Below are 14,738 nucleotides of genomic sequence, written 5' to 3' on the forward strand. Positions count from 1 at the left end.
CTTACACGTTACTTTTTGGACTTGCTGATTTCATCCGTTACTTCTTTCGTGATTTCGTCGCCGCCTTGCGCCTTCCAATCCGTAACGAACTTATCAAACGAATCAAGCGGTTTCTCGCCCATTACGATGCCGAAGAAAGTTTCAGTTTCTAATTTCTGTAGATTCGCCCATTTTCTTTCCATCGTCTTCGTATTCGCCGTAAATTCGCTGTACACCTTATTCATGTTCATCTTCAGCAAATCTGCTGGAACGGTGTACCCGAAATATCCTGACCAATCTTTCAGATCTGCTTTCGGGTTGGCTTTGTCGCGAGTTGCCTTCGCAACCAATTCTTTCATTTCCGGATTCAGCTCTTCAGGCTTGATCTGCCCGCTCATCGCCTTTTTCAATGTATCGGACTTTCTTTCCACTGCATCCGCATAATCGTAAGTAGAATTCCCGATTGGCCAGTACTCTGCGCTTACTGTGAAGTCTAAGTTCAAAGCGTCTGGATCTACTTTACGCTGAGCATTGATAAATGTGTTTGCGTAAATCATAGCCGCTTCAGGATTCTTCATCCCTTTCTTCACAACAATAAACTGTGTACTTACCGGCACCATCATCGTGTTCACAGTCCCTTTGGCATCAGGGATCAAATAAGGCACGAAATCAACCTTCGGATTGAGCTTCATAGCATCAGCAGCCAACCCGCCGGACCACCAGGGTCCGAAGAACATACCCGCTTTGCCGGATACGATGTTCTCGTTTGGATCTTTGCGCAAAGCAAATTCCTTATCAACTGCACCTGCTGCATACATGTCACGCAGCTTGCCTAGTGCTTGCTTCGTTTCAGGAAGTATCGAAGCGTAAGCAATCTTACCAGAGCTATCCTTGATCCAGTTGGAAGGATAAGCGCCAAATGCTTGGAAAATACCTTTAAAATCGCCCCGTTGCGCTTTACCGCTTACCGTTAATGCTTTCTCGAAACCGGCGATACCAATAGTATCCGCTTTGCCATTACCGTCTGGATCTTTCTCTACGAAAGCTTTGGCGATCGCTGCGACATCGTCCATCGTCTTTGGCGGCTGGAGTCCCAACTTATCCATCCAGTCCTTGCGTACCCACGCCATACTTGCAGCATCCGCTTGTACGCTAATATTCGGAATACCCATCAATTTGCCTTTATAGGTTGCTTTCTCAATCGCTTTGTTGTTCGTTGATGCATACAATTCCTTTGCTAACGGGGAAGCATATTGCTCATACACTTTGCTTAAATCCTCAATTTGTCCGGCTTCGGCGAGGGAAAGAAAGATTTGCTCGTTTACAAGCATAACATCCGGCAGATCATTGCTCGCGATGGCCAGTTTCATCTTTTGCTCATAGTCCTGTGAAGCTGCATACCATAGGATTTTAAAGTTGATATTTGTTTTTTGTGAGATATATTTCATGTACTGGTTGCTTTCTACGGTATCGCCAGTAGGTAACTTTGCGCCTGGGCTTAAGCTTTTGAAGGTGGTCACTTCAATCGGATTCGGCATCTTAAACGGGTCCACCTTAACGTTCGGACTAGCTGCTTGCCCGCCATCCTTGCTGGTCCCTACGTTATTGCTTGAACATGCCGTCATCAGAACAACCAATGCAATCATAGAAATTAGCGTTGTTTTCTTTTTCATATTGCCCCTCCTCATTAATAACCCTGCACTTACATTTTAAAGAAAATGAAAGACATTCGGGTCAGTTAATGTCTTACGTTTAGGAGCAAATCGTCTCCTAATTGGTATATTGGGAATGTTATAGGAGACAAAAGTGCACTTCTTTGGAGACGATTTGTGCTAATTCTGGCTCTTGCGAAACTCACCGGGCAGCATCCCCGTCAGCTCACGGAATACTTTGCCAAAATACTTCTCATTCGGATAACCAGCCTGTGTGGCGATCCAACTAATCGTTTTCCCTTTTTGACTAAGGAGTACTTTCGCGTGATTCACCCGCACTTCCCGGATATAATCGTTAAACGTTTTCCCGGCAATATCTCGAAAACAGCGGCTGAAATAGCTGCGGCTCATGTTCACCCTTTTCGCGATGTCTGGCAAAAGCAGCTCATTTTGAAACTCTTGATGAATGATGTCTACTGCCTTCCAAATACTTGCTTTCACTTCCGGCGAATACGGTCCTTCATCCTCTTCGGCATACGTAGGAGTTCCCTGGATCTCTACTTTCGTTTCTCTTGTTCGTACATGCTGCTCCTGCATTTTACCTACAATTCTTCTTAAAATTTCGTCCATCTGCTCATGTTCAAGCTCGACCTTGGTCATATAATCCAGCGCCCCTAGGCGAAGCGCTTCCTGAATCAATTCAAAATCCTGATGGAACGTCAATACGACCATGCTAATATCCCGATAACGTTCTTTCACACACCTCATCAAATCTATACCAGACATGACAGGCATCGCTAAATCGGTAATGAGCAGGTCCACCTGATTATTCTCCAGAAATTCCAAAGCTTTTTTACCATTAGCGGCTTCACCTACGACCTCTAGGTTATGCTCACGCCAAGGCATCATCGCGATGAAGCCTTTACGCACCAAGTGATCATCGTCCACAACCATAACTTTTATCATCCGAGTAAACCTCCTATTGGAAGACGAAGTATGATCGTCGTCCCTGAGCCGATTGTGCTTTTAATATGAAAACTCGCGGCTGCCCCGAATTGAAATTTCACCATACGGTTTACATATTGCAGCCCGATCCCCATACCTACCTTCTTTTTCTCTAACGTGTTCTCGCTCAGTAATTGATCTATCTCTTCCACTGTCATCCCGTCTCCATTGTCTCTAACTTCAATAATGACATGCGAATCACCGTCTTCTATGACACTGACTTCGATAATGCCTTTATCCTCCAAGCCGTGATATAACGCATTTTCAACAAGCGGCTGTAGAATGAACCTTGGAACCGGCAGCTCAAGCGCCTCAGAATCGGCATGGATTTTCACATCAAATTGAAAGTTATAGCGGATGCCTTGCAGCTCAACATAGTTTTTCAAAGCCTCAATCTCATCTTTAATTCGGGCTGGTCCGCCTTTACCAAGATTATAATAAAGAACTTTGTTTAGCGTCGAAACCAAGCGATCAATATCCTTCTGTCCATTGGCACGAGCCAGCCAGCGAATGGTATCGAGCGTATTGTGAATGAAGTGAGGATTAATTTGCGTCATTAATTTCTCAACTTCGAGAAATGCTTTGCCTTGTTCCTTCAGCTCCACCTCGCCGATTAATTCGAAGATGCGGCTTCTCATTTCGGCAAACTCTTTATAAATAACGGCAAACTCCAAGATCTGAGATTGTCTTCTCGGGAAAACCTCGTTATTGCTTTTTACATTGCGAATATCCGTACTCAGCAGCTTAAGCGGGCGGTATACTGTTCGCCAAATCAACCAGGCAATGAAGAAACTTGCTATAAGCGTTAAGATGGCAAAAAAGGCGAACTGCTTTATCCACCTATTTACTTCGAGGTTATACACCGATTTGGGGACAGCGGCCAATACCTTCCACGATTGATTGCTGGTCTCCTCAAACATCATATATTTGTCCGAAATGTTTTTATTTGATTGGTTATTGGCATTATGCTGCATGCCTACTGGAAAATCAGTTGAATTCTCGCTATAAACAATTTTCCCCTGATTATCGACGATCAGATGTACCAAGTTGCCGCCGAATTGCTCGTTGTCTTTGAGTATGCTTTCAGCCAATTTAAAATTAGTTTCAATATAGACATACACATCGTCACGATCCGGCAGCTCGACTTTGCGCAGGATGGACAGCACTTCATTGCCGTCGATCGGGTTTAAAGAAAGATGCGGTCCCATATAAGTAAGCTTATCGAATTTGATAAGGACAGGCAGCTGCTTAAGGTCATAATCGTCACGAACGTTAAAATTCTCAAATAATAGCTGGTTATTTTTCTCAAAGTAATAAAACATTAATCCAAGGGTCGGATTCGTAAAATGAATCAAGCCTAACTCGCTTCTGATCTCGTCGTTCAATCGCTTCTTTTCAAATAGATCAGCTGCTAAATAGTTTTCCAGGCTTTTGCCAACCCTTCCATCAAAGGCGAGCTGCTGAGAAGCATGATTCAACTGACCGAGCGTATCTTCAAGCAATAGCCTTACTTGGTGCAAATTGCTTTGGACCCCGCCCTCTGCTTTATTTTGTAAAATCGCATACATGGAGAAATAGGAAATACTCCCGATGATAATTAAGGGTGCGAGTGCGCTGATAAACAGGATTAGGATTAGACGATATTTCAACGAATGCGGCTTCGGATGCAGCCCCGCAATTTTAAGTATGGTCATGATTCAGCCTCGCTTTACTTTGTTAATCAGGTTAACCTTCTACAAGATTCGCGAATGATCAGCATGGAATCAACAGTACGGATAATTGCCTAACATTGCCTAGTATACCTAACATATAAAACGCTTACAACGGTCAATTAATTGCATTTTTTTTACAAACGGACTGACAAAAATGAAAAAGCACAACCCTTTGATGAACAAAAGGCTGTGCTTTATTGGATTTAGAGCAATTCTTACTATTTCAAAGCTTTCATCGCAATATCCGTACGGTAATGCTTCCCGTCAAAATGGATCCGGTCCGCATCCGCGTAAGCTTTCTGACGAGCTTCAATGATATCTTTGCCAAGGCCTGTGATTCCAAGCACGCGTCCGCCGTTGGTAACAATTTGACCATCCTCGATAGCTGTCCCCGCATGGAACACAAGCGAGTCTTGCACTTGATCCAGTCCAGTAATCGGCAGCCCTTTCGGGTATGGACCTGGGTAGCCTGGTGAAGCTACGATCACACAAACTGCTGCTTCCTCGCTCCACTCGATAGGCTGCTCAGCCAACGTTCCGTTGTTGATAGCTAGGAAAATATCGAGAAGATCGGTTTTGAGGCGAGGCAAAATAACCTGCGTCTCTGGATCACCGAAACGCGCGTTAAACTCGATTGTTTTCACGCCATTCGGGGTCAAAATCAAACCCGCATAAAGGACGCCTTTGAAAGGACGGCCTTCTTTTACCATCGCATCAGCTGTAGGTTGAACGATGTTCGCAAGTGCTTCCTGCACGATTGACTCAGGGATATGCGGTAGCGGGGAGTACGTACCCATTCCGCCCGTGTTTGGTCCTTTATCGTTATCAAAAACAGGTTTATGATCCTGTGACGGCACCATGAGGCGAACCGTGGACCCATCAACAAAGGCTAACAGTGACATTTCTTGCCCTGTTAAGAATTCCTCAATGACCACGCTGGCTCCGGATTTGCCAAACACTTGATCCACCATAATGTCGCGAAGCGCGGCTTCTGCTTCCTCCATCGTTTGCGCAACGGTAACACCTTTACCAGCAGCTAATCCGTCCGCTTTAATAACAATCGGCGCCGACTGACTGCGCAAGTAAGCAAGTGCTGGCTCATAAGCGTCGAAAGACTCGTAAGCTGCCGTAGGGATGCTGTATTTCTTCAAAAGCTCCTTCATAAACACCTTGCTGCCCTCAATAATCGCCGCATTCGCGCGCGGTCCGAAAGCCTCGATACCTTTGGACTCCAAATGGTCAACCAAACCTGCTGCTAATGGATCATCAGGCGCTACCATCACAAGGTCAATCGCCTGCTCCTTCGCAAATGTGCTGATCTCTTCAAATTGCAGTTCCGTAATCGGCACACATTCCGCCAAGCCGGCAATCCCGCCGTTCCCCGGCGCGCAGAACAGTTTGCTGATCTTCGGGCTCTTGCTCAATGACCAAACAATCGCATGCTCGCGCCCGCCTCGTCCAATAACTAATACACGCATCGTTTTGGAAACCCCTCTCATGGGGAATGCCCACGGTCTGGAAATCGATCGTGAGCATTCTCAATTGTTTTAGTGTTTAAAGTGACGAACGCCTGTCATGACCATGGCAATGCCATTTTCGTTCGCTACGCGGATGGATTCTTCGTCTTTAATGGAGCCGCCCGGTTGAATCACCGCTGTGATTCCCGCTTTTGCAGCCATTTCAAGCGTGTCGCCCATTGGGAAGAAAGCATCGGAAGAAAGGACAGAGCCTTTCGCCTTGTCGCCAGCTTGCTCAATAGCGATTTTGGCTGCGCCAACGCGGTTCATTTGACCAGCGCCCACACCAACCGTCATGTCGTCTGCAACGAGTACGATTGCGTTAGATTTAACGTGCTTAACTACTTTCCATGCGAAAAGCAATTGCTTCATCTCTTCAGCTGTCGGTTGACGCTCAGAAACGACTTTCAAGTCAGCTTCTGTCAGCTGGTAAGCATCGCTAGCTTGTACGAGCATGCCGCCTTCAACCGTTGTAATCACTGGCTCCGCTTTGCGGCCAGCTACTGTATCTAAGCCGCTTACTTTGAGTAGGCGAATGTTTTTCTTTTTAGAAAGGATATCGAGTGCTTCCGGTGTAAAATCAGGCGCAATGACGATTTCCAGGAAAATCTCATGCAGTAACTGTGCTGTCGCTTCGTCAACCGCACGGTTCGCCGCCACGATACCACCGAAAATGGAAGTCGGGTCTGCATTGTACGCTTTTGTGTAAGCTTCAAGCACATTTGTACCAATACCTACGCCGCAAGGATTCATGTGCTTAACGGCTACAACTGCAGGTTCACTGAATTCTTTGACGATTTGCAGAGCTGTATTCGCATCATTAATATTGTTGTAGGATAATTCTTTACCATGTAATTGTTCAGCCGTTGTAATGTTGCCGGCAGCCGCATTCGGCTTACGATAGAAAGCCGCGCTTTGGTGCGGGTTCTCTCCGTAACGAAGCTCCTGCATTTTCTCATAAGTCACTGTATAACGCTCTGGGTAAGGCTCGCCTTGCAGGCCAGTCAAGTAGTCACCAATCAATGCATCGTAAGCTCCTGTGTGACGGAACACTTTGGCAGCTAAACGCTTGCGCGTTTCCAGCGTTGTGTCGCCAGTCTCTTGCACTTCTTCCAGCACCTTCGCATAGTCGGTTGTATCCACGATAACGGAGACGAACGCATGGTTCTTAGCTGCTGAACGAAGCATCGTCGGCCCACCAATATCGATGTTTTCAATCGCATCCTCGTAAGTCACATCAGGCTTCGCAATCGTTTCGGCAAAAGGATACAAATTCACGACAACCAGATCAATATACTCCAAACCGAGCTTCTTCATGCTCTCTTGGTGCTCCACGTTGTCACGAACAGCCAGTAGTCCGCCGTGAACATTCGGATGCAGCGTTTTGACGCGGCCATCCATGATCTCCGGAAACCCTGTAACCTCGGAAATACCGATAACCGGCACCCCTTTATCCTTCAACAAACTAAGCGTACCGCCCGTAGAAATGATCTCAACGCCCAGCTTCGACAGCTCGCTCGCGAATTCAACAATTCCCGTCTTATCGAAAACGCTGATTAGTGCTCTTTTGATTGCCACTATGCTTCCTCCCAGAAAATAATATTTGTAACTCTCCCGCTCAGCTCTAATTAACGATGAAAAACATCGTTAACTTCGACCAAGCTCACTCATGTAGGGTAAAACCGCCACGGTAACGATGTAAAACATCCTTACAGTAGCTAATTCTCCCACTCAGTCCTAATTAACGATGAAAAACATCGTTAACTTCGACCAAACTCACTCATGTAGGGTAAAACCGCCACGGTAACGATGTAAAACATCCTTACAGTAGCTGCTTCTCCCGCTCAGCCCTAATTAACGATGAAAAACATCGTTAACTTCGACCAAACTCACTCATGTAGGGTAAAACCGCCGCTGTAACGATGTAAAACATCCTTACAGTAGCTAATTCTCCCTCTCAGCCCTAATTAACGATGAAAAACATCCTTAACTTCGGCCAAACTCACTCATGTAGGGTAAAACCGCCGCGGTAACGATGTAAAACATTCTTACAGTAGCCATCTCTACCGCTCATCCCAACTTAGCGATGAAAAATATCTTTAACTTCGACCATGCTCACGCAATTGGCGTAAAACAGCTACTTTAAGTGATTTAAAACAGCAGCGCACACAGCCGAGTTATCCACAAGGAACCTTAATCTTAGGAGCTACGGCACCTACGCAACCAACCTACGACCGCACGCTAACCCTGCGGCCATCCAAGCTCACGCGGTCCTCGCGAACCCAGCGAATCACCTGCGGCAGTAGCACGTGCTCAGCCGCATGGATACGCTCGGCCAGCGAGTCCGCAGTCTCGTGCTCGTGGATCTCGACGGCGCGCTGCGCGATGATCGGCCCGGAGTCGAGTCCGCCGTCCACGAAGTGAACGGTCACGCCGGTCTGCTTCACGCCGTACTCGACGGCTTGCTCGATCGCACGCACGCCTGGAAACGAAGGCAGCAGCGAAGGATGAATGTTGATCATGCGCCCGAAAAACGGCTCAACAAGCACATTCGTAATAATCCGCATGTAGCCGGCCATCACGATCAGATCAACCTGACGATCTTGCAGCTCCTTAAGAATAAGAGCCTCGTAAGCCTCACGACTCCCATATTCCTTCGGAACAAACGTGAACACAGGCACCTTCGCTTCTACAGCACGCTCCACCACATACGCTTGCGGGCGGTCACAGACAAGAAGCTCGATGCTGACATCAAGCTTCCCCTTCTGTACCTGATCTACGATAGCCTGGAAATTCGAGCCGCTGCCCGAAGCAAAAATCGCAATTCGGTAAGGCTGCATTAAACCTCAGCTCCTTGGAACGTCACTACACGCTCGCCTTCAGTAACAACGCCTAAACGGTAGGCTTTTTCGCCTTGCGCTTCTGCTGCGGCAATAGCTTTCTCCGCATCGTCCGCGCCCACGATAACAACCATCCCGATGCCCATGTTGAAAGTGCGGAACATATCGTTGTTCGAAATGCCGCCCTCACGCTGCATCAACTCAAAAATCGGCAGAATCGGCCACGATCCATATTGGATCTCGACGTTCACGCCATCAGGCAGAACGCGTGGAATATTTTCGATAAAACCGCCGCCTGTAATGTGTGCCATCCCTTTGATCGCAACATCTTCAAGCATCGCAAGAACTGGCTTCACATAAAGCTTCGTTGGCTCAAGCAGCACATTACCAAGCTTATCGCCAAGCTCATCCACATGACCTTGAAGCGTATAACCGCCATCTTCCAGCAAAAGCTTGCGCACAAGAGAGAACCCGTTACTGTGCACTCCGCTCGATGCCAGACCTAGAACCACGTCTCCAGGACGGATCGTTGTACCATCGATGATCTTTTTCTTGTCGACGATTCCAACCGTAAACCCGGCAATGTCATACTCCCCTGTCGCATACATGCCCGGCATTTCCGCCGTTTCGCCACCGATGAGTGAGCAGCCAGACTGCGCACAACCGTCAGCGATCCCTTTAACGATAGCTTCAATTTTCTCTGGAATTACTTTGTCACAAGCAAGATAGTCGAGGAAAAAAAGCGGCTCCGCGCCCTGAACGATAATATCATTCACACACATCGCGACAGCATCAATCCCAATCGTATCATGCTTATCCATTGCAAAAGCGATCTTCAGCTTCGTGCCCACGCCGTCCGTACCAGATACGAGCACAGGCTCCTCGTACTTGTCTTTGTTCAAGCTGAACAGCCCGCCGAAGCCACCGAGGTCAGTTAACACTTCAGGACGGAAAGTCCGTTTGACGTGCTTTTTCATCCGTTCTACTGCTTCGTTCCCTGCCGCGATATCGACTCCAGCCTTTTTGTAAGCATCCGACACTTCGCTTCCACTCCTTAGTTTGTCTATGTATCGGGAGGTCGTTCGCCTAAGCGAGACCCACCCGTTGTGTCTATTCCATTTTTCCGCATTTATCTATCTATTAACCAATTAATCGCAAGCACAACCAACCTTCGTAACATCTACAATTTCCGTTGGATAGGTGTTATCGAAGCATGCCGTACAGTAGCCGCTCTCCGCCCCTGCGGAACCTTGGCCGATCGAATCTAACAATCCTTCTTTCGTCAGAAAATGCAAGGAATCCGCGTTGATCGCTTTACGAATCTCTTCGATAGAATTCATCGCCGCGATTAGCTCTTTCCGATCCGGAGTATCAATTCCGTAGTAGCATGGGTTCATAAAAGGCGGCGAAGAGATACGCACGTGCACTTCTGTTGCCCCAGCTTCTCTAAGTAAATTGACGATTCGAAGTGACGTTGTCCCTCGCACGATGGAGTCATCAATCATGACAACACGCTTGCCTTCGACGACTTTGCGAACGGCGCTCAGCTTCATTTTAACACCTTGCTCACGAAGCTCTTGGCTTGGAATGATGAACGTCCGGCCTGTGTAGCGGTTCTTGATCAGACCCAACTCATAAGGGATACCCGTTTGTTCAGCAAAACCAATCGCAGCGGAAATACTCGAATCCGGTACACCCGTTACCACATCAGCATCGACGAAAGCCTCCATCGCCAGTTTTTTACCCATCCGCTTACGTGCGGAGTGAATGTTCACCGTATCGATGTCGCTGTCCGGACGAGCAAAGTAGATATATTCCATCGCACAAATCGCGCGTCGGCCGCTTTCCGTGAACCGCTCCGAGCGGAAGCCGTCACGGTCAATCACAATGATTTCCCCCGGCTGTACATCACGGAAATAAGTTGCTCCCACCGCATCGAATGCACAGGACTCGGAGGCGAATAAGTACGCATCTCCCAGACGGCCGATCATGAAGGGACGAAGTCCATTCGGATCTAGCGCAGCAATCATTTTATCTTTGGTAGTGATCAGGAAGGCAAAGCCGCCGATGACTTGATTCATGGCATCTTTGACGGCTTCCACGATATCGTCATGCTCCGAACGGGCAATCAAATGCGCCATAACCTCGGTGTCACTCGTCGTTTGGAAGATCGAACCCTTCTTCTCAAGCTCGCGCTTGATAATGTTGGCATTATCGAGGTTACCATTCGTCGCAATCGCAAGATCGCCCTCGCGGTATTTGAAAACTAGAGGCTGCGCGTTCGCCAGCTTGCTCTCGCCTGCTGTGGAATAACGCACATGCGCAATCGCTGTGGAACCTGTCAGAGGCGACAAATTCTCGTTAGTGAACACCTCTTTGGCAAGTCCCATCCCGCGATAGTAGTTAAACTTTTCATCTTCTACTGTACAGATACCAGCGCTTTCCTGTCCGCGGTGCTGCAGGGCATGCAGCCCGTAATAGCACAGAGAGGAAGCGTCCGGATGACCATACACCCCGAACACACCGCACTCCTCATTCAGCTTATCAAACAATCCGCCTTGGCCGCCTACACCTTCGTTGAAATACTCTCCTGTCCAAAGCTCATGCTGCCCATCGCCCACTTGGACAATAGGAGCAGCAGGAAGCTTAAGGGCCTTGGATTGTTTTACGCCATTAGACATGGAATCGCATCCTTCCAGACTTTCGCCAGCTCGCTTACCGGAGACTGGAGACGCTGTTCGTTATTGATTTTAACGGTCAAATCTGAACCTGTTACTGTTCCAATTTCTTGATAAGGTACGCCTTGTGAAGCAATCCAGTGTTTCAAAGCGTCCGCTTTATCAGGGGAAGCACTCAGCAAAATACGGGATTGTGATTCACTGAATAGCGTGAAGTCAGGACGAAGGTCAGAAGCTACATTAACAGCTGCGCCTACTTTGCCACCGATACAGCTTTCAGCCAAAGCAACGGCCAAGCCGCCTTCGGATAAGTCATGCGCAGAAGCAACAAGACCTTCTTGAATTGCTTTTAGTACAGCATTTTGCAGGCGTTTCTCTGTAGCCAAATCCAATTCAGGAGGACGGCCTTCGGTTACACCGTGAATGACATATTGGAATTCACTGCCGCCAAGCTCCGCTTTCGTCTCGCCGAGCAGGATGATGATGTCGCCTTCTTTTTTGAAACTTTGAGTCGTGATGTGGTCGATGTCATGAACAAGACCAACCATCCCGATAACCGGAGTTGGGTAGATCGCACCTTTGGCGTTCTCGTTGTAAAGCGAGACGTTACCGCCGATAACCGGTGTATCCAAGAAGCGGCAAGCTTCTGCCATACCATCTGTGGATTTCTCCAGCTGCCAGAAAATCTCTGGCTTGTCTGGGCTGCCGAAGTTCAGGTTATCCGTAACCGCGAGCGGCTCAGCACCGGAGCAAACCACGTTACGTGCTGCTTCTGAAACTGCGATCCGTCCGCCTACTTCCGGATCCAAGTACACATAGCGTCCGTTGCAGTCGGTTGTCATCGCGAGGCCCTTACGGGTACCGCGGATGGTCACAACCGCTGCATCCGAACCCGGACGCACTGCCGTATCTGTACGAACCATGTGGTCATACTGGTTGTACACCCACTCTTTGCTCGCTACCGTCGGAGACGCGAGCACCGATTTCAGCGCTTCCGTCAATTTCGTTACCTCAGGGTAACGAGTCGTGTCGATCGATGCGCTAGCTTCGTAATAAGCCGGCACCTTGCTCGGCTTATTGTACACCGGGCACTCGTCGACGAGTGCGCCGACAGGCATGTTCCCCACGACTTCACCGTGGTGGATCAGCTTCAGGTAACCGTCATCGGTTACCTTGCCGACTTTGGCGCAGTGGAGACCCCAGCGCTCAAAAATGCCCTTAGCTTGCGCCTCATGCTTCGGCTCAACTACGAAAAGCATACGCTCCTGGGACTCAGACAGCATCATTTCATACGCTGTCATGCCTTCTTCGCGCTGTGGAACTTCATCAAGGTAAAGCTCCATACCGTTGCCCGCTTTACTAGCCATCTCTGCGCTGGAGCAAGTCAGCCCCGCAGCACCCATATCTTGAATTCCGAGCACGATGCCGGAATTGATTAACTCTAAGCACGCTTCCAGCACGAGCTTCTCCATGAACGGATCGCCCACTTGTACCGCTGGGCGCTTCGCTTCGGACTCCGCCGTAAGCTCCTCGGATGCGAAAGTCGCACCGTGGATACCGTCGCGGCCAGTTGCCGGTCCGACGTAGAATACTGGGTTGCCAACACCTTTGGCAACACCGCGTTGAATCATGTTGTGGTCGATAAGACCCACACACATCGCATTAACGAGCGGGTTCCCCTCGTAGCTCTCGTCGAACATCACTTCGCCGCCAACTGTCGGAATCCCGATACAGTTGCCGTATCCAGCGATTCCGGATACAACGTGCTCGAACAAGTACTTCACGCGATCGTTTTCCAGCTTACCAAAACGCAAGGAATTCAGAAGCGCTACCGGGCGCGCGCCCATAGAGAAAATATCACGAATAATACCGCCCACACCTGTCGCCGCGCCTTGATAAGGCTCGATCGCTGAAGGGTGGTTATGACTTTCAATTTTGAACACAACCGCCTGGTTGTCTCCGATATCTACAATCCCTGCGCCTTCACCAGGTCCCATTAGAACACGAGGTCCTGTCACTGGGAATTTACGAAGTACAGGTTTGGAATTTTTGTATGAACAGTGCTCGGACCACATAACGCTGAATACACCGATTTCTACATAGTTCGGATTACGTCCAAGGAAGCCGCAAATTTTGGCAAACTCTTCGTCCGTTACGCCCATTTGCTTGTAAATTTTCTGCTCCGCGATTTGCTCGGCTGTTGGTTCATTAACGGATAGCTGCTGCGTCATGTTTCTCCCTCCAAGCGCTTAGAATTGATGTGAACATTTTCTTACCATCTGCGGAGCCAAGAATCTCATGAACGGCACGCTCCGGATGAGGCATCATACCTACGACATTACCAGCTTTATTGCTAATTCCAGCGATATCATCAAGTGATCCGTTCGGGTTGTTGCCCGCTTCATAACGGAATACGATTTGATTGTTTTCTTGTAATTCTTTGAGCGTAGCATCGTCACAATAGTAGTTGCCTTCGCCGTGAGCGATTGGAATTTCAATCAGCTCACCCTCCGCGTAATCACGCGTGAAAGCCGTCGTGTTGTTCTCCACTTTGAGAATCGTTTGGTGGCAGCGGAATTTCATTCCGTTGTTGCGCAGCAAAGCGCCTGGCAGTAATCTTGCTTCCGTTAACACTTGGAATCCGTTACAAATACCTAGAATGTACTTGCCTTCTTCCGCAGCCTTAACCACAGCTTTCATCACGTTCGTAAATTGTGCAATCGCTCCGCAACGCAGGTAATCCCCATAAGAGAATCCACCCGGCACGAGGATGCAGTCGTATTTGGACAAGTCGCCATCTGTATGCCAAACATACTCAACCGGCTGACCAATGGTATCTTCGATTGCTTTGTACATATCGATGTCGCAGTTCGATCCCGGAAATACAAGAACCGCAAAATTCATGACGTTTTCCTCCTTCTTCTGGTTTATTACGCCAACTCGTAGCGGTAGTCTTCGATAACCGTGTTTGCAAGCAGCTTCTCGCACATTGCTTTTACACGCGCTTCTGCTTCTGCTTTATCCGTTGTATCCAGTTCTAACTCCAAGTATTTCCCAATGCGGACCTTACCAACTTCGTCAAAACCCATGGAATGAAGCGCTCCTTGCACCGCAGTTCCCTGAACATCCAATACGTTCTGCTTGATCGTTACGTAGACCGTTGCTTTCATCTCTAATCTCTCCTTAGCGTTATTCGCCAGAGCAGCTGGCATGGACTGGAGCCCATTTAGAAGTCCCTAAAGGCTCTTATTTCTCATTTTTCTTACGATATCCGGGGAATAGCAGCTTCTAAAGACTCTTATTTCCCAAAAAAGCAACTATTTCACTGATAATCATTGAAATAAGAGGCTTAAAA

Annotated in this window: 11 protein-coding genes; all 11 read right to left on the minus strand. The window is 48.2% G+C overall.

The features are described 5' to 3' along the window. Positions 1–8: 8 nt before the first annotated feature. Positions 9–1,652, minus strand: coding sequence for an extracellular solute-binding protein (locus ASD40_RS03380; protein ID WP_057301921.1), 1,644 nt, complete (start codon positions 1,650–1,652; stop codon positions 9–11). Between the two features lie 159 nt (positions 1,653–1,811). Then, the gene (locus ASD40_RS03385) at positions 1,812–2,597 is read right to left on the minus strand and encodes a response regulator transcription factor (protein WP_057301922.1); all 786 of its coding nucleotides are present in this window, start codon (positions 2,595–2,597) and stop codon (positions 1,812–1,814) included. Continuing rightward, entirely contained in the window at positions 2,594–4,330 is a 1,737-nt protein-coding gene (locus tag ASD40_RS03390) for a sensor histidine kinase (RefSeq protein WP_057301923.1), read from the minus strand. Before ASD40_RS03390 ends, ASD40_RS03385 begins: the two co-directional genes overlap by 4 nt. A gap of 236 nt (positions 4,331–4,566) precedes the next feature. Continuing rightward, positions 4,567–5,826, minus strand: a complete 1,260-nt coding sequence (gene purD, locus ASD40_RS03395; RefSeq protein WP_057301924.1) for a phosphoribosylamine--glycine ligase — start codon at positions 5,824–5,826, stop codon at positions 4,567–4,569. A gap of 69 nt (positions 5,827–5,895) precedes the next feature. Further along, a complete protein-coding gene (gene purH / locus ASD40_RS03400; protein WP_029198293.1) occupies positions 5,896–7,443 on the minus strand; it encodes a bifunctional phosphoribosylaminoimidazolecarboxamide formyltransferase/IMP cyclohydrolase in 1,548 nt (515 codons plus the stop codon). 650 nt (positions 7,444–8,093) lie between these two features. Beyond that, positions 8,094–8,705 carry a phosphoribosylglycinamide formyltransferase gene (gene purN, locus ASD40_RS03405; protein WP_057301925.1) on the minus strand — a complete coding sequence of 204 codons (612 nt, stop codon included), beginning with the start codon at positions 8,703–8,705 and terminating at the stop codon, positions 8,094–8,096. Next, on the minus strand, positions 8,705–9,745 hold the full coding sequence (gene purM, locus ASD40_RS03410; protein ID WP_057301926.1) for a phosphoribosylformylglycinamidine cyclo-ligase: 1,041 nt from the start codon (positions 9,743–9,745) through the stop codon (positions 8,705–8,707). The genes purN and purM overlap by 1 nt, the downstream gene beginning before the upstream one ends. Before the next feature lie 108 nt (positions 9,746–9,853). Next, positions 9,854–11,386 (minus strand): amidophosphoribosyltransferase, encoded by a 1,533-nt coding sequence (gene purF, locus ASD40_RS03415; protein WP_082562043.1) that lies wholly within the window; start codon positions 11,384–11,386, stop codon positions 9,854–9,856. Next, the gene (gene purL, locus ASD40_RS03420; protein ID WP_057301927.1) at positions 11,371–13,614 is read right to left on the minus strand and encodes a phosphoribosylformylglycinamidine synthase subunit PurL; all 2,244 of its coding nucleotides are present in this window, start codon (positions 13,612–13,614) and stop codon (positions 11,371–11,373) included. The genes purF and purL overlap by 16 nt, the downstream gene beginning before the upstream one ends. Continuing rightward, complete coding sequence (purQ, locus tag ASD40_RS03425; RefSeq protein ID WP_057301928.1) at positions 13,592–14,287, minus strand: phosphoribosylformylglycinamidine synthase subunit PurQ; 696 nt, start codon at positions 14,285–14,287, stop codon at positions 13,592–13,594. The genes purL and purQ overlap by 23 nt, the downstream gene beginning before the upstream one ends. A gap of 26 nt (positions 14,288–14,313) precedes the next feature. After that, positions 14,314–14,553 carry a phosphoribosylformylglycinamidine synthase subunit PurS gene (gene purS / locus ASD40_RS03430; protein WP_029198287.1) on the minus strand — a complete coding sequence of 80 codons (240 nt, stop codon included), beginning with the start codon at positions 14,551–14,553 and terminating at the stop codon, positions 14,314–14,316. Between the last annotated feature and the right edge of the window lie 185 nt (positions 14,554–14,738).

Origin of the sequence: Paenibacillus sp. Root444D2 (genome assembly GCF_001426375.1) — a bacterium.
GTDB lineage: Bacteria > Bacillota > Bacilli > Paenibacillales > NBRC-103111 > Paenibacillus_E.

Coding starts and splice junctions, on each gene's coding strand:
- ASD40_RS03380 (WP_057301921.1), bottom strand. CDS start 1,652: ATGAAAAAGAAAACAACGCTAATTTCTATGATTGCATTGGTTGTTCTG.
- ASD40_RS03385 (WP_057301922.1), bottom strand. CDS start 2,597: ATGATAAAAGTTATGGTTGTGGACGATGATCACTTGGTGCGTAAAGGC.
- ASD40_RS03390 (WP_057301923.1), bottom strand. CDS start 4,330: ATGACCATACTTAAAATTGCGGGGCTGCATCCGAAGCCGCATTCGTTG.
- purD (WP_057301924.1), bottom strand. CDS start 5,826: ATGCGTGTATTAGTTATTGGACGAGGCGGGCGCGAGCATGCGATTGTT.
- purN (WP_057301925.1), bottom strand. CDS start 8,705: ATGCAGCCTTACCGAATTGCGATTTTTGCTTCGGGCAGCGGCTCGAAT.
- purF (WP_082562043.1), bottom strand. CDS start 11,386: ATGTCTAATGGCGTAAAACAATCCAAGGCCCTTAAGCTTCCTGCTGCT.
- purL (WP_057301927.1), bottom strand. CDS start 13,614: ATGACGCAGCAGCTATCCGTTAATGAACCAACAGCCGAGCAAATCGCG.
- purQ (WP_057301928.1), bottom strand. CDS start 14,287: ATGAATTTTGCGGTTCTTGTATTTCCGGGATCGAACTGCGACATCGAT.
- purS (WP_029198287.1), bottom strand. CDS start 14,553: ATGAAAGCAACGGTCTACGTAACGATCAAGCAGAACGTATTGGATGTT.